Origin of the sequence: Alistipes finegoldii DSM 17242 (genome assembly GCF_000265365.1) — a bacterium.
Lineage (GTDB): Bacteria > Bacteroidota > Bacteroidia > Bacteroidales > Rikenellaceae > Alistipes > Alistipes finegoldii.
Genome location: NC_018011.1, coordinates 2,542,784 through 2,563,406, shown reverse-complemented (window position 1 = coordinate 2,563,406; position 20,623 = coordinate 2,542,784). Strand labels below are relative to the sequence as shown.

The following is a 20,623-nucleotide window of genomic DNA, read 5'->3' as shown; positions in this document are numbered from 1 at the left end:
TGCCTACTCCTGCTTCGCCGTGAGTTTTTCGATCTGTCTTTCAGCTTCGGCGCTGAGTTTGTCGGCCTGCTTCTTGGCCTCTTCGACCAGCTTGTCGCCCGCTTTCTCGGCCGCCAGCTTCGCCAAAGCGCCCTTCTCCTTGGCGCCGTCCACAAGTTTCGTGCGCTGCGCTTCGGCGGCTTCGACCAGCTTGTCGCCGGCACGTTTGGCCTCCTTGCGCAGGTTGTCGGCCTGCTTCTGAATCTCCTCGCCGAGCGATTCGCTGCCCGTAAGCTTCTGAATCTGCTGGTCAATGACGTTCTTCACGGCCTGCTCGGCCGCTTCCTTCACGCCGAGCGTAATCTTGGGCGAGGTAAACGTGCCGCCTATGCCGACATTGACCGACTCCAAGCTCCCGCCCGCAGAACCCGCAGGCAGGGCCACCTTGGCCGTATAGTCGATGGTCTGGTCGAGTCCCGTCGAACCGGACATGTTGATCTTTATGTCGCCCATCTTCAGGTCGAAAGGCTGGGTCGTAATCCGACCGTCCCTGATCGAGAAACGGACGGCGACGTCCTTGGCTTCGATTTTCCGCAGTTTGTCGTTGTCGAGCGCCTTGGCCAGCGCATCGAACGCTTCGAGGTTCTGGATACGGATGTTCGCCGACTTGATTTCGCCCGTGGCGCTGAGCGACTGCAGGTCGGGTTCCATATTCGGATCGAGCGCGGTCGTCATATCGAGCGACAACGAATAATCGCCGCCCGTTTTGGCGAACAGCGGCACGAGTTTCTGCACCATCTCCAGTTCGTCGAACGTCTTGGAGAACGAAGCGCCCGAAAGCCCCAGCGACAGCTTCAGCGCCGGACGCTGCGGATCGGCCGCCGTCGAATAGCTGCCCGAAGCGGTCGCCGAACCGCCGAAGAGCTGCATGCGCAGCCGTTCGAGCGAAAGGGCGCCGCCGGCCACGCGCATCTCGCCCGATATGCCGGATACGGTCATTTTCTGGAAGAGCACCTTCTGCAGTTCGGTATTGAGCGAAAGATTCAGGTTGCGCGGCACTTCGAGCGCCTGCGCCGGTTCGGCGGAAGTCCCGGCCGACGACGTCTCCGGGGTCTCCTCCGGTGCGGAATCGGGCATGACGTTCATCATTTCGTTCAGGTCCAGCAGGTCGGACTTCACATAGAGACGTCCCGAAAGCATGTCGCCCCGCAGCAGGTAGCCGATGTAGCCTGACAGCTGGCCGTTGGCCGCCAGATCGCTCCGGCCTATCGTAAGGCCGAGTTCGCCGAGCGTCATGGCCGCGGGCGTAATGGTCGCTGCGGCACGGCGGATATGGACCGCAGGCAGTTCGGGCATGGTCAGACCCAGCCGCTCGACGACGAACGTTCCCGACGCGCCGATCCGCTCGTAGCGGCTCTTTTCGATGTCGGACATACGGCCCGAAACCTTCACGTCGGCGGTAATCAGGCCGCTCAGTTCCATCCCCTTTTCTAGCGGATACACCTCTTTGACGGCCCCCAGATCGACACGGCCGTCCACCGCGGCACGGAACGTCGGGTCGCTGACCAGATTGGTCGCATAAGCCGACGCCGAAAGCGAATTCCCGGCCATCCGGAGCGTGAATTTCGAGAGGTCGATTTCAGTCTTATCCGCCACGCCGCCGGGATTGGCGATCCGGACGTCGATGTTGATGCCGTCCACCGCCTTGGGCAGCGACGAGTACTGGAAACTGCCGTTGCGCACCTCCGTCCTGAGCTCGAACGCCGGAAGCGCCGCACCGCGCATTTCGCCGCGCGCCCAGAGCGCCATCGAAAGTTCGCCGCCGGCCGCAAGATTACGGAAGTCGCGGGTGTAGAAGGCCGGAACGAGCGAAAGCACGTCCTTGAACTGCACCTTGTCGCAGCCGGCCGTGACGTCCATGGCCACGGCGTCGTCTTTCAGCTCCACCCAGCCGTCGAGACCTACCTCGATGGCGTTCAGGCGCAGTTTGTTCTGCGAGAAGGTAAAGCGGCTGTTCGCCAGATCGGCCGCAATCACCGCATCCAGCTCCGCTTCGGCGCCGCTGAGCATCGGAATACCGCCCGAAACCAGCCGCATGCCCTTGGCCGTCAGCCGCAGGTCGAGGTCGGTCTGGTCGGCCGACATATCGCCCCGCAGACGGAGCGACAGCGGTGCGGTCGAGAAGCGCATGCCCGTCGAATCGTCCTCGTAACGGATCGACGCGTCGCTGATCCTGAAGTCGCGGACCGAAAGGCGGAACGACGAAGGTTCCGCATCGGCGGGGCTTTCCTCTTCGCCCTGAGCCTCTTCCGAAGCCTTCATAACGTCCCAGTTCACCCTGCCGTCGGCGAGTTTGTGCGCATGGAGCGCAGGCTCCGAAAGGATGATCTTCGTCACCTCGAACCCCTCGTCGCCGAAAAGCGACATCACGTTCACGACCACCGAAATCCGCTGCGCGGCGACGATCGTATCGCCCGCGAAAGGCTCCTCGCCCACCAGCGTCAGTCCCTTCAGGTCGAGCGAAGCACGGGGAAAATGGCGCAACAGGCTGATGTCCAGCTTCTCGAAATCGAGCCGCGCATCGAGCATCGCATTGGCCTCACGCTTCACAATCTCGGCGATCTTGCCCCGCAGCACCATCGGCGCCACCAGAGCGATCACCAGCACGACGGCCACCACGATGGCCGCAATCTTCACGAATTTTTTCATCACTTATCTGTTTTAAAGGCGAAAACCGTGGTTTCCACCTCTTCGAATCCGACTTTGCGATAAAGCGCCCTAGCGGCTTCGCGCGCCGGGTTCGACGTCAGCATCACCTTCCCGGCGCCGATGCGGGCCGCATGCTCCACGGCGGCGCGCACCAGCGCATCGCCCGCGCCGCAGCCGCGTGCCGCGCCGTCCACCACGACGTCCTCGATCCACGCCTTGCGCCCCGAAGGCGCATCGTACCACGCCAGCATCAGCACCCCGACGATGCGTTCCCCGGCCACAGCGGCCAGCAACGCCCCGGTTTCGCTTCCGGCCACACGCCGCAACACCTCGCGGGAGGGCGCGCCCAGCCGCGGCGAAAGCTGCGGCATCAGCCGCGCGAACGCCTCTTCGAGCGCATCCGAGACTTGGGTTATCCGTCGTATCTCAACCGTCATAACATCCGATTTTCGGGCAAAGTTAATCTTTTTTTCACAACAGCTCCGCCGATCACCCTCGCCGGAGTCCGCAGAGCCGCAATTTACTCAACAAAGTTAATATTTTCGTCCGAATCTTTGGGGCATGTCTCGAAAAAAGATTACTTTTGCGTCGCATCGGTTCCCGAAACGCCCCGGAAGGGCGCGGGGATTAAAAGGGAATGCCGTGAAATCCGGCAACAGTTCCCGCTGCTGTAAGTTACGCAACATGTTCCGGCACTCTTTGGCCACTGTCCTCCGGGACGGGAAGGCGCCGGAACGGTAACGAGTCAGAAGACCTGCCGCATGCCGTTCAACCATTATGCACCCTGCGGAGAATGGGGCGCAGCAGGCCGTCGCCAAAATCAGCATACGACACGTCCGCCCGTACCAGCCGCAGTCATTTGAAAGCCGATGAAACGCGTTTTACGACATATGGCGGTTCTATGCGCCGGCGCAGGATTCTGCTGCGCCTGCATGGACTACGGACCGCTGCATGAAGAGCCGTTCGCACAGTCGCAGCGCGGCGTGTTCATCACGTGCGAGGGCAACTTCGGCTGGGACAACGCTTCGCTGTCGTTCTACGATCCTGCGGCGCGAACTGTCGAAAACGAAATCTTCATCCGCGCGAACGGCATGAAACTGGGCGACGTCGCCCAGTCCATGACCCTCCACAAAGGACGCGGATACGTCGTGGTGAACAATTCGGGCGCGGTCTATGTCATCGACCCGGCGACTTTCCGCGTCACGGGAGTGATCGAAGGGGTCGTCTCGCCGCGTTACATCCACTTCCCCAACGACACGACGGCCTATATCACCGACCTTTACGATCCGCGCATCACGGTCGTGGATTCCCGCAGCAACCGTATCCGCGGCCGGATTCCGATGAACGGCCACAAATCGACCGAACAGATGGTGCAGTGGGGCGACGAAGTGTTCGTAAACTGCTGGTCGTACGACGACAAGATTCTGGTCGTGGACGCCGCACGCGAAACGCTGGTGGACTCGATCGAGGTCGGGCCGCAGCCTTCGTCGCTGGTCCTCGACCGCTTCGGCAAACTCTGGACCGTCACCGACGGACGCACCGCAGGCATTCCGGCGGCGCTCTACCGCATCGACGCCGCCACGCGCCGCGTCGAGCAGACCTATACGTTCGCCGCGGGCGACCATCCCTCGTCGGTCACCCTCAACGGCACGCGCGACACGCTCTACTTCATCAACCGCGACGTCTGGCGCATGCGGGTCGACGCCGAGGAGCTGCCCGTCACGCCGTTCCTGCCCTATACGCAGACCACCTATTACGAAGTGGCGGTCGATCCGCTGACCTCGGAGGTCTACGTGGCCGACGCCATCGACTACGTCCAGCACGGCGTGGTCTACCGCTTCACGGCGCGGGGCGCGGCCATCGACACGATACGCGTCGGCATCACCCCCGGATCGTTCTGTTTCAAACCGTAAAAAACATTCGAAGAAGATGAAAAAATACGCATTCCCTCTGGCGGCTCTTCTGCTGGCCGCCTGCAACTCCGGCGAAGAGATCACGACCACGCAGACGGACGAACCCGTGGCCCGGATTCTCGAATACACTCCCGCACCGGGACAGTTCATCAACGAAGAGGCGCGCTCCGGCGGCGCGTTCGACAACGTGGATACGCCGGAGAAAGCCTGCCGGTACGCTGCCGCGCGCTTCGCCGAGAACAACTGGGTTTCGCTCGGCGGATGGGGCGGATACCTCGTCGCGGCATTCGCCGAGCCGGTACCCAACACGGGCGGTTACGACCTTTACGTCAAGGGCAACGCCATGAACACCTCGTCCGAGCCGGGCGTCGTCTGGGTCATGCAGGACGCCAACGGCAACGGAGTGCCCGACGACACGTGGTACGAGCTGAAAGGCAGCGAGTACGACAACGCCGCGACGATCCGGGGATATGCGGTCACCTACACGCCGCTCGCCGACGGCTCCGCCGCATGGACCGACGACCGGGGCGGCAGCGGCACGATCGACCGAATGGACGAACATACGCAGGCGTCCTACTGCCCGGCATGGATCGAGTCCGCCGACCTGAAATTCACGGGCACGCGGCTGCGCGACAACGTCGAACAGGCCGACGGACAGTGGAGACCTCAGGCGTTCGCATGGGGCTACGCCGACAACTTCTCGACGGTGGACCGGATCGGAACGACCAACCGCCTGCGCATCAGCGACGCCGTGACGGCCGACGGTTCGCCCGCCAACTTGCAGCAGATCGACTTCATCAAGGTGCAGACGGGCGTGAACGCCAAAGCCCCGCTGATCGGCGAGATTTCGACCGAAGTGTGCGGCATCGGCTGCTACCGGACCGTAACCAAACGCAACTGACCGCGTGCTGCGCACCGCGACGATACTCCTCTGCCTGACCTGCGCCCTGCCCGCCGCGGCGCAGCGTGACTCGACGGCCCGCACCATCGCCATCGAGTCGGTCGATATTTCGGGACGCCGCCCGATGAAGGAGATCGGCGTACAGCGCACCGAGCTGGACACGCTCGTCCTGCGCGAAAACATCACCGCATCGCTGGCCGACGCCCTGGCGACGGGTTCGACCATCTTCATCAAATCCTACGGCCGCGCAACGCTCGCGACCGCCTCGTTCCGCGGCACGGCGCCCTCGCACACGCAGGTGACGTGGAACGACATGAAGGTCAATTCGCCGATGCTCGGACAGGTCGATTTTTCGCTGATACCCGCCTATTTCATCGACGACGCGACGATCTATCACGGAGCCAGCTCGGTGGGCGTCACCGGCGGCGGGCTGGGCGGCGCGGTGACGCTGGCGACCAAAGCCCCCGCGGAGCAGGGATTGGGGCTGCGTTACGTGCAGGGCATCGGGTCGTTCGCCACGTTCGACGAATTCCTGCACCTGACCTACGGAGGCGCGCGGTGGAGCAGTTCGACGCGCGTGCTCTACAGCACCTCGGACAATGATTTCCGCTTCCGCAACTACAACTCGAAAGAGTTCGTAACCGACGACGACGGCCAAATCGTCGGCGAATATTACCCCCTGCAGCGCAACCGCAACGGCGGATTCCGCGACCTGCACGTCATGCAGGAACTCTATTACACCACGCGCGGCGGCGACCGGTTCTCGCTGGCGGCATGGTACCTCGATTCGCACCGCGGACTGGCGATGCTCACGTCCGACCGCAACAAAAGCAAACAGAAACAGAATACGCAGGACGAGCGCACGCTGCGGGCCGTGGCAGGCTGGGAGCGGCTGCGCAACGGACTGAAACTCGGCGCACGCGCGGGTTACACCTACACCGATCTGCGCTACCTGCTCAAGCAGGACCCCGAAGGCAAAGGGCAGTTCGTCGTCAATACCGACGCCCGGAGCCGCATTCACACGCTCTTCGCCAAGGCCGAAGCCGAATATGCGCTCGGCGAGAAGTGGCTCTTCTCGGCCAACGCCGCCCTCCATCAGCACCGGGTGCGCAGCGGCGACCTCTCGGTGATCGGCAACAACGGCCTGCGGGCCGATACGCTCTACCGGCAGGAGCGGTTCGAACTTTCGGCGTTCGCCGCCGTGAAATGGCGTCCCGTGCCGCGGCTGGGCGTCGCCGCCGACCTGCGGTGGGAGTTATACGGAGACCGTACCACGCCCGTCATCCCGGCGCTGTTCGCGGACTACGTGCTCTCGAAACGCGGCAGCGTGGTCGTCCGGGCTTCGGCCGCCCGCAACTACCGCTACCCCACGCTCAACGACCTCTACTTCCGTCCCGGCGGCAACAAGAACCTCAAACCCGAACGGGGCTGGACGTTCGACGCGGGCTTGGAAACGACGCTCAAAGGCGACGCCCGTTCGCTGCGCGCGTCGGCCACGGCGTTCGATTCGCGCATCGACGACTGGATACTCTGGATAGGCAGTCCCAAACTGGGTATCTACACCCCGATCAACATCCGCCGCGTCCACAGTTACGGCGTCGAAGCCAAACTCTCGGCCGAAGCCGAGACTTCGGGCGGCTGGCGACTGCTCCTCGACGGCAATTTCGCATGGACCCGTTCGATCAACCGGGGCGATCCGTTCAGCCCGGCCGACGAATCGGTCGGCAAACAGCTCGTCTACATTCCCGTCTATTCGGCGGCCCTCACGGCGCGCGTCGAGTGGCGGCGGTGGGAGCTGACCTACAAATGGAACTGGTACAGCGAACGTTACACCATGTCGAGCAACGACCTCGGCGTCTTGGGCCGCGTGAAACCCTACTTCATGAGCGACCTCTCGCTCGAAAAGGGACTCGACTGCAAATGGGCGTCGTTCTCGCTCAAAGGCTGCATCCACAACCTGCTCAACGAGGAGTACGAATCGGTGCTTTCGCGCCCCATGCCGCGGCTCAACGTCTCCTTTTTCATCGGCATAACCCCCAAATTCGGCAAACGATGACGCTGCGTGAACAACTGCTCGAACTCACCGAGCCTAAATACATGAAATTCACCTCGGCGCTGATGCCGGGCGTCGAAAACGTGCTGGGCATACGCCTGCCCGTATTGCGCAGCATCGCCAAGGAGATCGCCGCCGGGGACTGGCGCGCATATCTGGCCGAAGCCGAGGATTTCTATTTCGAAGAGCGGATGCTGCAGGGGCTGGTGATCGGCTATGCCCGGTGCGAACCCGCCGAAAAGCTCGCACACGTGGCCCGCTTTGTACCCAAGATCGACAACTGGGCCGTCTGCGACTGCTTCTGCTGGCGGCTCCGCGCCGCCGAGCGGCAGCCGATGTGGGAGTTCATACAACCCTATTTTCACGCGCAGGCCGAATACGACGTGCGTTTCGCCGTAGTCATGGGATTGGGCAATTTCGTCGATGAACAGCACCTCGAAGCGTTTCTGCGGCAGCTCGACGGCATCCGCCACGAAGCCTACTACGCCCGCATGGCCGTGGCATGGGCGGTGTCGGTCTGCTACGTCAAATTTCCGCAGCGCACACACGCTTGGCTGGGAAGCTGCTCGCTGGACGACTGGACCTACAACAAATCGCTGCAGAAAATCATCGAGTCCTACCGCGTGAGCGACGCCGCGAAGCAGGAAATCCGGGCGATGAAACGCCGCCGGTAAAAAGCGTGCGCGGCTCCCGCACAAAGCGCCGGAAATATCCGCCGTCCCCGCAGAAAAAGAGCCGGGGCGGCGCGTTTTTGCAAAATAATGCTACCTTTGTATAGAAAATCCGAAAACAAGGCCCTATGCGCAAACTGGTAATCATTCCGACCTACAACGAGAAGGAAAACATCTCGGCGATGATCGACAAGGTCTTTTCGCTGCCCGAACCTTTCGAACTGCTCGTCATCGACGACGGTTCGCCCGACGGGACGGCTGAAATCGTCAGGCAACGCAGGAAAGAGTTCCCCGAAACGCTTCACCTGCTGGAGCGCAGCGGCAAACAGGGGCTGGGAACGGCCTATCTGACGGGGTTCCGCTGGGGACTGGACAACGGATTCGACTACATTTGCGAAATGGACTGCGACTTCTCGCACAATCCCGACGATCTGGTGCGGCTGTACGAAGCCGCCGCCGAGGGCAACGACGTGGTGGTCGGCTCGCGCTATGTGCAGGGCGTAAACGTCGTCAACTGGCCGATGTCGCGTCTGCTGATGTCCTACTTCGCTTCGATGTACGTGCGCATCGTGACGCGCATGCCCCTGCGCGACGCGACGGCGGGATTCGTCTGCTACTCGCGCCATGCGCTGGAGACGCTCGACCTCGACGCCGTAAGGATGAAGGGATACGGCTTTCAGATCGAGATGAAATACTCGGCGTGGCGGCTGGGGCTGAAACTCAAGGAGGTATCGATCATCTTCGTCGAACGCCGCGAGGGCACCTCCAAGATGAGCGGCGGCATCTTCCGCGAAGCGTTCTTCGGCGTGCTGGGACTCCCGCTGCGCAAAATCAGGGCCGCGAAAAAAGCATAGAATATGAAAACTAGAATTTAAATCCGATCCTAACCAAAAGTAAAAAATTTTTGTCGGGATCGGATTATGTAATTTCTTCGTCTATTTTATGAGATACTATTTTTTGTATCTCTGCGCCCGGTGCCGCTCCCGCTTTTCCAAGAATTCTTTGCGAGACGGAAATTTCCTTTCTCCGGATAGCACCTTTTTATCCCAACGTCGCTGCATAAAATAGCCGGATATCTCTGGCCCCCAGACGATTGTGACCCAGACAGCAGCCTGTCCGGCGCAATAACAAGCGATTTGCACCCACGGCGTCAAATTCGTTCCCTCGGCAATAAGCACTTTATAGGTCAATAACGGCTCGAAAACGGCAAGGAACATAAGTATGGCTTGCGCCTGCCTGTCGCTCCGCGTAACGCCGAGATATTTCCAACCTGCCGCAACGATCAGCAAATTCGCAAAGAAGATAAACAGCATCAGCATTGGCCACGGAGCGATAAGGGTTACGTCCGATTTTATCCATAAAAACACCAACCCGAAAATAGCGGGCAACATCCCCTGAATCAGGGTTATGGCAACGATCCGCAGCATACGCCTATTCGACGGACAAATTCAGCTCAGGATTTTGGCGTGCAATCTCCCTGCAAAGCATATTTTTCACCTCTTCCACTGTGAACATCTGATTTCCTATCCGATAATATCCCATGCCGTCAGCGCTGGCATGGAAAATTATTTCATAAAAAACCAAATAACGAATCGCAGCATATGCACTGCCGGAAGCACCTGCTGCAAGCATAGCTTTCCAGAATACGAGAGCATATATTTTTGCTTTCCAACAAGCCCATGCTGTTGCTTTAACATCTGCAATAACAAGTTTCTTGAGGAACGACTTAATCGTACGGGTAGATTTCAATCCAATCTCCCACGCTCTACCATTGTCCGTCCAATATTCCCAAGAACCCAAAAAGACATTATACGAATCTGCGATCAACTTCCGATCATCGTCATCGTCAGCCGCACGATACCACGTCAGATATGCTTTTTGCATTTTAGATTTAAATACAGCATCAGAATCATTTGCAGTTTCAAGACGCTCCACTTCCTCCATATAACCTTTCACGGCAGAAGTCAAAGGGGCGTCCCGATTCATTTCGGGAATAATGGAAAAACCTTTCGTCGGCAGGGAGGATTCAACGGCAGCAATAATTGCCGGATCAACCGAAACATCCACACAATTTCGCACAAAGGCATTTATCTGTGCAGTGGACATGTTTCTGAAATTCTGATTTTTCAATGCAGCCGTCTGCACACTTGCCATCTGTTTGATAAAATCCTCTGCGGTCCCTGAAGCACGCGTCATAACATCAGGATTCTCGCCAAAATAATTAAGGATCTCTTGTAAATAAAGATTATGTTCCGCACCCGCTTGCAATGGCGTTTCAGAAGGAAAATTCGTGGCGGATTCGCTTTCCTGAGTTTGACACGACATTGCGAAGATCGCAAAACCGATCACAATCAATGTAATACGTTTCATAAAACTGAAAAGTTAGTGACACAAAATTTGAATTTGAGAACACAAGCGGATATCCAAAACCTAAAATACTATAAAACATTAAATATCCCACATACACTTACTAAATATTTCATAATATATTTTGATGAAAATTGAATTTTCATCAAACCTTGGATTTTATAACACATACAAAGGTTGCGGACCGCAATAATGACAATTGCATCGAAAAACACGGCGGCAATTCCGGCGGCAATCCGATATCGTTACGCCCGCTCCAGCAAAGAGGTCAGAACGTAAAGAAATAGTTCATGAAAAAGTTCCAGAAGGTGACCACGCCGATGGCGAAAAGCTTGGCCAGATAGAAATTCAGGCGGAAACGGCCGTGCAGCAGCCAGATCGTCAGGTTGTTGATGACAAGTCCCACGGCGGCAATGCCCAGAAAGCGGAGGTACTGTCCCGTAATGTCAGGATTCTCGTTGTGGAAAGTCCAGATCCGGTTCAGGATGTAATTCGTCGTCGAGGCGCAGAGAAAGCCGAGCGAATTGGCGACGTACTTGTTGAGCCTCAGCCACTCCTTGCAGAGGTAGGTGATTCCGAAATCGACGAAGACGCCCGAACCGCCCACGATGCAGAATTTGAGAAACTGCTCGATCATCGCGCAACCTCCGTGCGGAGGGGTTTTCCGTTAAACCAATTCGTATACCCTTCCCGGCGCAGGGCGAAGCCGGCGTCGAAATCGGTCCCGGCCAGCTGTCGGGGCACGACGAACGCCACTTCGCGCCGGATCTCCTCCTCGGCGGGAATCCGGAAACGTTCCCCGGTGTCGAACTCCTCGACGCGGAAACGACCGTGCTTCCAGAGCATGACGAGCGACATGTCGCCGCCCAAGTCGATGTTATAAGGATAGGGATTTTCGATTCGCAGCGAAAGCCGCAGCGTATCGCCCGCGGCAACTCGTTCGGGAAGCCCCGTGAAGGAGATGTCCACAAGGCGGGTCGGATGGAAATGCGTATCGACGAACCACGTGAAACGCTTGCCGTTGGGCAGTACGACGCTCCGGACGCGGCCCGTCGTGTCGGCTTCGTCATAAGGCGTCTCGACCAGCACTTCGCGGCCGGCAAAGCGCGTATCGTCGTCACGGAACTGCCATTGGTGGGTCCGGTAGCGGATATTGGGCTGGCAGTAGGCCTCTCCGCCGGTATAGAAGGCGTATTTGGCTGCAACGGCGTAACCGTGGCGGAAAACGACGGGACGGCCGTCGGCGATTTCGGCGATCTCCCCGTAACTGGTGCGGTTGTCGAACACTTCGTAACGGATGCCCAGCGGATTGAAGATCATCACCAGCCGCGTCAGGGCGATCAGGGCGAGCGTCACCCACCCCATGCGCATCAGGTAGCGGCGCGTCCGGGGATGACGCCGGGCGTAGGTGAAGAGCGTATAGAGCAGTCCGAACACGGCGACGATCACCCACTGGGGCTGGACGTATCCGCGCAGCGTCGAAAGCAGGAAAAAGACGATAAACGCCGCCGGAATGAATTTCAGCGCGCGTTCGACGGCGTTCTGCGGCTTCACGGCGATCCACGACCGGACATAGAGCGGCACGAAGAACGGGTTGAAGACGACCAGCAGGTTGAGCAGGTATTCGGCGACGTAACCGGGCCGGAAGACCGAGTTACGCCCCGCCAGATGATAGGCCAGCGACGCCCAGTCGTGCTCGTACTGCCACACGAAATGCGGCACGAGCAGCAACAGCGCCACCGCGCCGCTGAGATATAGGGTCGGACGCAGGAACACGCGGGGGGGGGTCGCCGCAAGCGCGAAGAGCACCACCAGCGCCCCGTGGTACTTGCTGTAGGCCATCAGCGCCATGGCCACACCCATCCAGAGCCACGCCGCGCGCCGCCCTTCGGTGAACCATTTGAAGGTGAGCAGGAACAACGCCGCGGTCATCATCAGCGGACCGTCGGGCACGGCGATAAAACCGTACAACTGCAGCATGAGCGTCGCGGCCGAGAGCATGACGAAAAGCCCCGCATCGCGGCGGTCGGCATCTGTGGGCCGGATGATGCGCCAGAAGACAAAGAGGTAAAGCGGCTGCAGCAGGGTAAAGAAAAACCGCACGCCGAACTCCCCGCCGAAGAGATGCTCCCCAAGCCAGACCAGCAGCGCCGTCATCGGCGGATGGTCGAAATAGCCCCACGAGATGTTTTCGGCGAACATATGGTAGTAGGCCTCGTCGTTGGCCAGCTCCGTAAGCCCGGCCTGAAAGAGGTTGCAAATCCACCATACACCCAGCCAGAACGCGACCAAGGCGTCGGGACCGAACGAAGCGTATATCTTTTTGACGGATGCTCTCATACGGCGGCAAAGGTAGCAAAATTTATCGGTTTTGCGCCACCCGGCCCCCAAAGAGAGGTGCATGCGGACAGCTTTTGCGAAAAATCACCGCATGAGGGCGGACGCGGCATATTTTTTCCGCGTCGGCCGCCGTCGGCCGTATTGTTTACAATTTGTTCATTAATTGGAGCGCCGAACGATTGCCGCCTCGGAAACAATCTCTATATTTGCTCCCGGTCAAGGTTCCCCGCCGGCGGCTGCCGGCTTGGGATCAAAAGGGAACTCCTGTGCAAATCAGGGACTATCCCCGTAGCTGTAAGCTCCGTTGCGCTCCGCACACTCTCAGAGCCACTGTCCGTCGGACGGGAAGGCGTGCGGAAGGAGCGAGTCAGAAGACCTGCCTGACCGATATACGGCACCCGCTTTCGGGATATAGAGCGGTGCAGCAACTTTGTTTTACACTGATTTTTTTGGTGAAACCATGCTTTTCAGGCGGCCGTCCGCCGGCAAAAGCGGGCTTTATCGCATAACCGGCCAACAACAAAACAGGAGAAAATATGGGCATTTCCGAACTTTACATCGTAAAACGCGACGGCAAGCGCAAAGCGTTTTCCGTCGAGAAAATCAAACGCGCCGTACGCAAGGCCTTCCTTTCGGTCGGCAGCTACGCCACCGACGACGACATCACGTCGATACTGAGCCGCGTACACGTGTCCGACGGCATGAGCGTCGAAGAGATTCAGAATCAGGTCGAAGTGGCGCTGATGGCCGAGCGTTACTTCGCGGTGGCCAAGAGCTACATGCTCTACCGCCAGAAACACACCGAGGAGCGCGAAGACCGCGAGAAACTCGAATTTCTGATCAACTACTGCGACGCCTCGAACCCGGCGACCGGCTCGAAATACGACGCCAACGCCAACGTCGAAAACAAGAATATCGCCACGCTGATCGGCGAGCTGCCGAAGCAGAACTTCATCCGCCTGAACCGCCGCCTGCTGACCGACCGCATCAAGGAGATGTACGGCAAGGAGCTGTCGGACAAATACCTGCACCTGCTCAAGGAGCACTTCATCTACAAGAACGACGAGACGTCGATGGCCAACTACTGCGCCTCGATCACCATGTATCCGTGGCTCTTGGGCGGCACGCTCTCGGTGGGCGGCAACTCGACCCGTCCGACGAATCTCAAATCGTTCTGCGGCGGATTCGTCAACATGGTTTTCATCGTGTCGTCGATGCTTTCGGGCGCATGCGCCACGCCCGAATTCCTGATGTACATGAACTATTTCATCGAGCAGGAGTACGGCGAAGATTACTACAAGCGGGCCGACGAGGTGGCCGACCTCTCGAAAAAACGCCGCACGATAGACAAGATAATCACCGACTGCTTCGAACAGATCGTCTACTCGATCAACCAGCCGACCGGGGCGCGCAACTTCCAAGCCGTGTTCTGGAACGTGGCCTACTACGACCGCTACTACTTCGAAAGCCTGTTCGGGGAGTTCGTATTTCCCGACGGTTCGCATCCGCACTGGGAGTCGCTGTCGTGGCTGCAGAAGCGTTTCATGAGGTGGTTCAACCGCGAGCGCACCAAGACCGTGCTGACTTTCCCGGTAGAGACGATGGCGCTGCTGACCAAAGACGGCGACGTGATGGACCGGGAGTGGGGCGACATCACGGCGCAGATGTACGCCGAGGGGCACTCGTTCTTCACCTATATCAGCGACAACGCCGACTCGCTGTCGAGCTGCTGCCGTCTGCGGAACGAGATTCAGGACAACGGGTTCAGCTACACGCTCGGCGCGGGCGGCGTCTCGACCGGCTCGAAGAGCGTGCTGACGATCAACCTCAACCGCTGCATCCAGTACGCCGTGAAGAACGGCATGCACTATCTCACCTATCTGGAAGAGATCACGGATCTGGTACACAAAGTACAGACGGCTTACAACGAAAACCTCAAGGAACTGAAGTCCAAAGGCATGCTGCCGCTCTTCGATGCGGGCTACATCAACCTTTCGCGCCAATACCTGACCATCGGCGTAAACGGACTGGTCGAAGCCGCCGAATTTCTGGGAATCCGCATCGACGACAACGACGACTACGTCGCTTTCGTGCAGAACGTACTGGGGCTGATCGAGCGTTACAACAAGAAATACCGCACCAAGGAGCTGATGTTCAACTGCGAGATGATCCCCGCCGAAAACGTCGGCGTGAAGCACGCCAAATGGGACCGCGAGGACGGATACGCCGTGCCGCGCGACTGCTACAACTCCTATTTCTACGTCGTCGAGGACCAGTCGCTGAACGTCGTCGACAAATTCCGGCTGCACGGACGCCGCTACATCGACCACCTCACGGGCGGCTCGGCGCTACACATGAATCTCGAAGAGCACCTTTCGAAGGAGCAGTACCGCCACCTGCTGCGCGTGGCCGCGGCCGAGGGCTGCAACTACTTTACGTTCAACATTCCCAATACGGTCTGCAACAAGTGCGGGCATATCGACAAACGCTATCTGAAAGCATGTCCCGCATGCCATAGCGACGATCTGGATTACCTGACGCGCGTGATCGGCTACATGAAACGGGTCTCGAACTTCTCGGCCGCACGCCAGCAGGAGGCCGAACGCCGCTATTACGGCAACATGAAACCGGCGGCGGGCGGCACGGAAACACCCGGACAGCAAGGTGCGCACCCGCAGCAGGAACCGTTCGCACAGAAAGAACCGGCCGGACAGAAAAGTTCGCCCGCTCAGGAGGCCGTATGACAGCTCCGGAAACAGTAGTCCGATACTACAATTTCGACATCGTATTCGCGGAGATTCCGGGCGAAACGACGCTGGCGATCAACATCGCCAACTGCCCGAACCGCTGTCCGGGGTGTCATAGCCCCCACCTGCAGGCCGATGCGGGGCATGTGCTCGACGCCCCGGAACTGCGCGCCCTGCTGGAACGGTACGGACGGTCGGTGACCTGCGTCTGCTTTATGGGCGGGGATGCCGCGCCGCACCGGATCGCCCGGCTGGCGGAGGTCGTGCGGCAGGAGTTGCCGGTCCTGCACGTCGGCTGGTATTCGGGACGGCAGGAGTTGCCGGAAGGATTCGCGCCGCAGGTGTTCGATTACATCAAACTGGGCGGGTGGGTCGAGTCGCTGGGGCCGCTGACTTCACCGACGACCAATCAGCGGCTCTACAGAATCGGTCCTGCGGGCGCAATGGAAGACATTACGGAGCAATTCCGTCACAAGCCGTAAAAGGAACGGCGTTTTGTTCAGGGGAGCCGGAGCACAGGAGATTAGTTTAGCGTTGTCTGCCATACAACGATTTACCTCCGGTTCCCGGAACAAAACGACCCTCCGCCGGAGCCGATCGGAACAGCGGCAGAAAAACCGGCGTGTCTGTTTACGAACGCCGCACATCGGTCATCGGACGGGTTTGCACGATACGGGATTCCGAAACCGTGGACGGAACAAGAGTTTATCTTGTAACGTGGATCGTACGGCGGTATTCCGTGGGAGACATGCCCGTATGCAGGCGGAAAAAGCGGCTCAGCGAAGACTGGTTGGCAAAGCCGGCGCGCCGCGCCACGGCCTTTATGTCGAGCCTCGCGTCCCGGAGCAGGGTTTTGATCTCGATAACGACGTAGTCGGCAATCATCTCATGGGCGGACTGGCCGTTTACCTCCTGAACGACTTTGGTCAGGTATACGGGAGATATGCACAATTTATCGGCATAAAAAGCGACCTCCCTGCGCGTTTTGTGGTGTTCGCTGACCAGCATGGCGAACCGCATGGCGATATTCTCCTTGTTGGTATTCACGAAAGGGCGCTTCTTGGCGCTCGTCTTCTGCTGGAAAAGGACGTAGAAATCCCAGTAATAAATCCGCAGCAGGTGCAGAATGGTCTCCCGCAGGAAAAGGGGATCGTTGTTGCTGCCCCTGAGATCAATCGCCCGGCAAAACCCCAGAAACCGGTTTCGGTCCACATCGTTCACGCTGTACAGGAAGTTCTTCCGCATATAGAAGAAAAAATCCGGGGTTATTTTCCCCAACCCGCTCATGATGTCGAGGAACATCCCCTTGTCTACTTTGAAAAAGGTCATCGAGAAATCGTTGCTGACCTCGTGGATCGACACCAGCTGCAACGGCAGAATCGTCACGATATCGTTTTCGGAAATCGGACTGCGCACCGAAAAAACCTCTATCACAGCGGTACCTCCCGTGCAAATACCGCAGAAACCCTCCTCCTGATAGGCCTCGTGTTCGCTTATCGGCAGAGACGAAATATCGGTATATATTTGGAATTTGGGATGCATGCTGATTTTTATTGCATTAAATATACGACATTCGCCTTCCCCGCATCTCCTTAATGCAAAAATTGAACTCGAATGGCAAACTTAAGTATCAAAACTCAAAATCGCACCGGAGAGACGGCATAACGCGAAAGCGCATATCATGCTCCGCCGCAGGAAATTTCCCGAACGGGCAAAATCACGCTCCTTCTCAAAAAGCGGCACCGCCTGAACAAATCTGCGAAAAGCAAACCGCCGCAGAAGGGCATGGCAAAAAAGAAAAGGCGCCAAAACCTTGACAATCAAAGTTTTGACACCTTAATCAGTACCCGGAGCCGCATTTGAATATATTAAACTCTATTAAATCCAAATAGAGATAAAAATATACTTATTTTATTTATAATCAATAGAATATAAACATCCAATCATTTTATCTAATAAATTCCGATTGAACATATTTTAGCAGATGTGGGGAAAATGTGGGGAATTTTTCGTATTTTTGCTTTGACAATCCGGAATCTGGGTACTATGAAAATAACTCTCATCATCAAAAAGAGCGTAAAACGCTATGATACAGAATCGAAGGCGACCATTTACGCACGCCTGCGGGACGGCAGGCAGGTAGATATGGTCGCACCGACCCGGCTCACCATCAACCCCAATCTTTGGGATGACAAGGCCGAACAGGTCAAAAGCAAAATCGTTTGCAACGACGAAATGCGTTCCTATTACAACGATGAAGCCCGCAAACTCAAGTCCTACCTCGAAAAAGCCTATCAGTCCCGACAGACGACAGAACCGCAGAAAGAGTGGCTGAAAGAGGCATTGGAACAATATTACAATCCGCAAAAGTACAATGTCGAAACGGCCACGGAAGAAACCGTCAAGCCGACGTTGATCGCATTGTTCGACGAATTCCTCGAGAAGCACCGTCTTTCCGATGTCCGCAAAAAGAATTACCGGGTCATCAAACGAGGATTACAGCGGTATGAACTTTATATCCGGACAACCAAGAGGGGGCAAAAAGCATTCGTATTGGACATCGATCAAGTAACGGCCGACACCTTGCGGGATATTTGGGAATTTTTGGAAAATGAATACCGCTACTGCGCTCTTTACCCGGAAATCTACGAAGCTATACCCGAAGCACGCACGCCGCAACCCAGAGGAAAGAATACGTTATTGGATTGTTTCTCGCGCATCCGAACTTTCTTCTACTGGTGCAACAGCAACAAAAAGACCCGGAACCGACCGTTCGACGATTTCCCGTTGGAGGAATGCACATACGGAACGCCTTATTATATCACGGTCGAGGAGTTGCACAAGATTTACGGCACGAATCTGATGCGGCATCCGCAACTGGCCGTTCAGCGCGACATCTTCGTTTTTCAATGTCTGATCGGCTGCCGGGTGGGTGATCTGCTGAAAATGACGAAATCGAATCTGATCGACGGAGCCATCGAATACATACCGCGCAAGACCAAGGAAGGGCGACCGCTGACCGTGCGGGTTCCGCTGAATCAGACAGCCAAAGAGATCGCAGCCCGTTACAAAGGTCTGGACGGCGACAAACTGCTGCCGTTCATCTCCGAGCAGAAATACAATATGGCGATCAAGCGGATTTTCAAAGCCGCCGGATTGAAGCGGTTGGTTACGGTCATAAACCCCACCACCCGCGAAGAAGAAAAAAGGGTACTTTACGAGATCGCCTCGTCGCATCTGGCCCGCCGGACATTCGTCGGAAATCTGTATAAGCAGGTCAAAGACCCCAATTTGGTCGGAGCTTTGAGCGGACATAAGGAAGGCAGCAAGGCTTTCGCGCGTTACCGCACCATTGACGATGAAATGAAAAAAGAATTAGTAAATTTGTTGTCGTAAAGGAGATGATTGCGTCCGCAGCGCGGTCGGAATGCAACGAACATTAGCCCGCAATCATAAATCACAGCAAACAGTGATTTTATTTGACTTATCCATAAATTGCGCTATATTTGCATTAAAATCACATCAAATTGGGATTTATGAACAAAATCGGAAATGCAATAAAAGAGCGCCGAAAGATGTTGAAAATAACGCAACGGACACTTGCGGAATTGGCCGGTGTGGGTATCAATACGCTCACAAAAATTGAGCGCGGAGAAGGGAATCCCACGATCGAAGTTCTTGAAAAAATACTCGATACACTGGGGCTGGAACTACAAATCGGAATCAAACAGCGGAATGAATTACGAACTATATTAAAAAATGCGGAAAAAGAGTAATAATATCGGAGAATGGTTCCTACTAAGGTCTGTTGGAGACGAATCCGTCGATATACTCTTTATCGTGCGCGACAACAGCAAAAGCCTGCCTGATGAGCTTGTTTGCGACAGCGATCATAGCGAGTTTTCCCGATTTTCCGTTTTGCCTGAGCCTCGTATAGGTCTCTTTGCATTGGGCATTGAACCTACTGGCAGGCCAAGCGGCGATATAGAGAAGTCCTCTAGTGTATGCGTCTCCGTTTCGGTTGATATGCCCTTTGATGTTTACCGAAGTTCCGGACTGTTCGTAAGTGGGACAAATTCCGAGATACCGGGACACCTGCTTGGCATTTTGGAAGTAGGTAAAGCCTCCAGTAGTGATGATGAGCGCCGTGGCAAGCGTTATGCCTATCCCTTTGATGGTCGTCAGCAGCGCGAGTTGTCGGCTGAACTCCACTTCGACAAGATCCGTGAGTTCCGCCTGGAGCCTGTCACGCTTCTTTTCAAGGAACTTGATAGTTTCGTCTACGGTATGAGTTGCACCTTTGTCCGGGACAGGCAGACATGCAAGAGAGCCACGAAGGTTCGACATGGCGGTAATCTGCTTAGTAAGTTGGCGAATGACGGTTCTTTTCTGTCGGAGCCGCAGGATGGCCTCTCCCTGTACCTTGAAAGGACGCGGGTTCATCTTCTCTCCGTACAAGGTAATGAGTCGTGCATCGCTCTTATCGGTCTTGACCGTAGAGAGCAAGGCTTTGGCGAAGTTCTTTACCTTCAGCGGATTCTCCATGCTGACAGTAATTCCGGCGACATTGAGCATATACAGCAGCAAGGCGCTGTAATTCCCTGTCGCCTCCATAACACAGTGGATACTGCCGTCTTTGGGGAGAGTCCCGATAAACTGTCTGATACCAGCGGTCGTGTTGTTAAAAGTACGGATCTCCCCGCCTTTGTCGGAGGAGTAAGCTACCACGAATGTAGCCTTGCTCACGTCGATTCCAATGTACCTCATGGCCGTTCATTTTTTGGTTTTAACGACATCGCTTACATCTTGGTCCTTCATTGCGAATACGGGCTCAGACACCTTACGAACTATCCGGATTCTGATGTAAAGAGTATGGGGTCAGAACATAATTCCCGGTTTAGAAAACCAATGAGAGATCGGACTTATTCCATACTCTGATGTCT

Annotated in this window: 17 protein-coding genes and 2 riboswitches; of the genes, 9 read left to right on the top strand and 8 right to left on the bottom strand. The window is 56.9% G+C overall.

Annotation, left to right across the window (positions count from 1 at the left end):
- Positions 1-3: 3 nt before the first annotated feature.
- Both ALFI_RS11180 and ALFI_RS11175 read right to left on the bottom strand, forming a co-directional pair.
- A complete protein-coding gene (locus ALFI_RS11180) occupies positions 4-2,688 on the bottom strand; it encodes an AsmA family protein (RefSeq protein ID WP_014775897.1) in 2,685 nt (894 codons plus the stop codon).
- On the bottom strand, positions 2,688-3,125 hold the full coding sequence (locus tag ALFI_RS11175) for a GNAT family N-acetyltransferase (protein WP_014775896.1): 438 nt from the start codon (positions 3,123-3,125) through the stop codon (positions 2,688-2,690). The genes ALFI_RS11180 and ALFI_RS11175 overlap by 1 nt, the downstream gene beginning before the upstream one ends.
- A gap of 140 nt (positions 3,126-3,265) precedes the next feature.
- Positions 3,266-3,465: riboswitch (cobalamin riboswitch) on the top strand.
- Positions 3,466-3,578: 113 nt separating this feature from the next.
- Between ALFI_RS11175 and ALFI_RS11170 the strand changes: the two genes are divergently transcribed.
- The 5 genes from ALFI_RS11170 (at position 3,579) to ALFI_RS11150 (ending at position 9,080) form a co-directional block, all read left to right on the top strand.
- Positions 3,579-4,601, top strand: a complete 1,023-nt coding sequence (locus ALFI_RS11170) for a YncE family protein (RefSeq protein ID WP_014775895.1) — start codon at positions 3,579-3,581, stop codon at positions 4,599-4,601.
- 16 nt (positions 4,602-4,617) lie between these two features.
- Positions 4,618-5,502 carry a hypothetical protein gene (locus ALFI_RS11165; RefSeq protein WP_014775894.1) on the top strand — a complete coding sequence of 295 codons (885 nt, stop codon included), beginning with the start codon at positions 4,618-4,620 and terminating at the stop codon, positions 5,500-5,502.
- Positions 5,503-5,509: 7 nt separating this feature from the next.
- Positions 5,510-7,558: a TonB-dependent receptor plug domain-containing protein gene (locus tag ALFI_RS11160; RefSeq protein WP_039940076.1), complete on the top strand. Its 2,049-nt coding sequence runs from the start codon at positions 5,510-5,512 to the stop codon at positions 7,556-7,558.
- The gene (locus ALFI_RS11155) at positions 7,555-8,229 is read left to right on the top strand and encodes a DNA alkylation repair protein (RefSeq protein ID WP_014775893.1); all 675 of its coding nucleotides are present in this window, start codon (positions 7,555-7,557) and stop codon (positions 8,227-8,229) included. Before ALFI_RS11160 ends, ALFI_RS11155 begins: the two co-directional genes overlap by 4 nt.
- 125 nt (positions 8,230-8,354) lie before the next feature.
- Positions 8,355-9,080 (top strand): polyprenol monophosphomannose synthase, encoded by a 726-nt coding sequence (locus ALFI_RS11150; RefSeq protein WP_014775892.1) that lies wholly within the window; start codon positions 8,355-8,357, stop codon positions 9,078-9,080.
- A gap of 96 nt (positions 9,081-9,176) precedes the next feature.
- On the opposite strand, the gene ALFI_RS11145 is transcribed toward ALFI_RS11150, so the two are convergent.
- The 4 genes from ALFI_RS11145 to ALFI_RS11130 all read right to left on the bottom strand — a co-directional run bounded on the left by ALFI_RS11145 (position 9,177) and on the right by ALFI_RS11130 (position 12,933).
- Complete coding sequence (locus tag ALFI_RS11145) at positions 9,177-9,653, bottom strand: hypothetical protein (protein ID WP_014775891.1); 477 nt, start codon at positions 9,651-9,653, stop codon at positions 9,177-9,179.
- A 4-nt stretch (positions 9,654-9,657) separates the two neighbouring features.
- Positions 9,658-10,596, bottom strand: a complete 939-nt coding sequence (locus tag ALFI_RS11140) for a hypothetical protein (RefSeq protein ID WP_014775890.1) — start codon at positions 10,594-10,596, stop codon at positions 9,658-9,660.
- 265 nt (positions 10,597-10,861) lie between these two features.
- Entirely contained in the window at positions 10,862-11,230 is a 369-nt protein-coding gene (locus ALFI_RS11135) for a GtrA family protein (protein ID WP_009597359.1), read from the bottom strand.
- The gene (locus ALFI_RS11130) at positions 11,227-12,933 is read right to left on the bottom strand and encodes an ArnT family glycosyltransferase (RefSeq protein WP_042493621.1); all 1,707 of its coding nucleotides are present in this window, start codon (positions 12,931-12,933) and stop codon (positions 11,227-11,229) included. The genes ALFI_RS11135 and ALFI_RS11130 overlap by 4 nt, the downstream gene beginning before the upstream one ends.
- A gap of 202 nt (positions 12,934-13,135) precedes the next feature.
- A riboswitch (cobalamin riboswitch) is annotated at positions 13,136-13,330 on the top strand.
- 139 nt (positions 13,331-13,469) lie between these two features.
- Here ALFI_RS11130 and nrdD point away from each other — a divergent pair.
- Positions 13,470-15,677: an anaerobic ribonucleoside-triphosphate reductase gene (nrdD, locus tag ALFI_RS11125; RefSeq protein ID WP_014775888.1), complete on the top strand. Its 2,208-nt coding sequence runs from the start codon at positions 13,470-13,472 to the stop codon at positions 15,675-15,677.
- Positions 15,674-16,162 (top strand): anaerobic ribonucleoside-triphosphate reductase activating protein, encoded by a 489-nt coding sequence (gene nrdG / locus ALFI_RS11120; protein ID WP_014775887.1) that lies wholly within the window; start codon positions 15,674-15,676, stop codon positions 16,160-16,162. The genes nrdD and nrdG overlap by 4 nt, the downstream gene beginning before the upstream one ends.
- A 223-nt stretch (positions 16,163-16,385) precedes the next feature.
- On the opposite strand, the gene ALFI_RS11115 is transcribed toward nrdG, so the two are convergent.
- Positions 16,386-17,222, bottom strand: coding sequence for a helix-turn-helix domain-containing protein (locus ALFI_RS11115; RefSeq protein ID WP_014775886.1), 837 nt, complete (start codon positions 17,220-17,222; stop codon positions 16,386-16,388).
- Positions 17,223-17,726: 504 nt separating this feature from the next.
- On the opposite strand from ALFI_RS11115, the gene ALFI_RS11110 reads away from it, so the two are divergent.
- The gene (locus ALFI_RS11110) at positions 17,727-19,076 is read left to right on the top strand and encodes a site-specific integrase (protein WP_014775885.1); all 1,350 of its coding nucleotides are present in this window, start codon (positions 17,727-17,729) and stop codon (positions 19,074-19,076) included.
- 140 nt (positions 19,077-19,216) lie between these two features.
- Positions 19,217-19,456, top strand: coding sequence for a helix-turn-helix domain-containing protein (locus ALFI_RS11105; RefSeq protein ID WP_014775884.1), 240 nt, complete (start codon positions 19,217-19,219; stop codon positions 19,454-19,456).
- Positions 19,457-19,478: 22 nt separating this feature from the next.
- On the opposite strand, the gene ALFI_RS11100 is transcribed toward ALFI_RS11105, so the two are convergent.
- Entirely contained in the window at positions 19,479-20,447 is a 969-nt protein-coding gene (locus tag ALFI_RS11100) for an IS110 family RNA-guided transposase (protein ID WP_014774638.1), read from the bottom strand.
- Between the last annotated feature and the right edge of the window lie 176 nt (positions 20,448-20,623).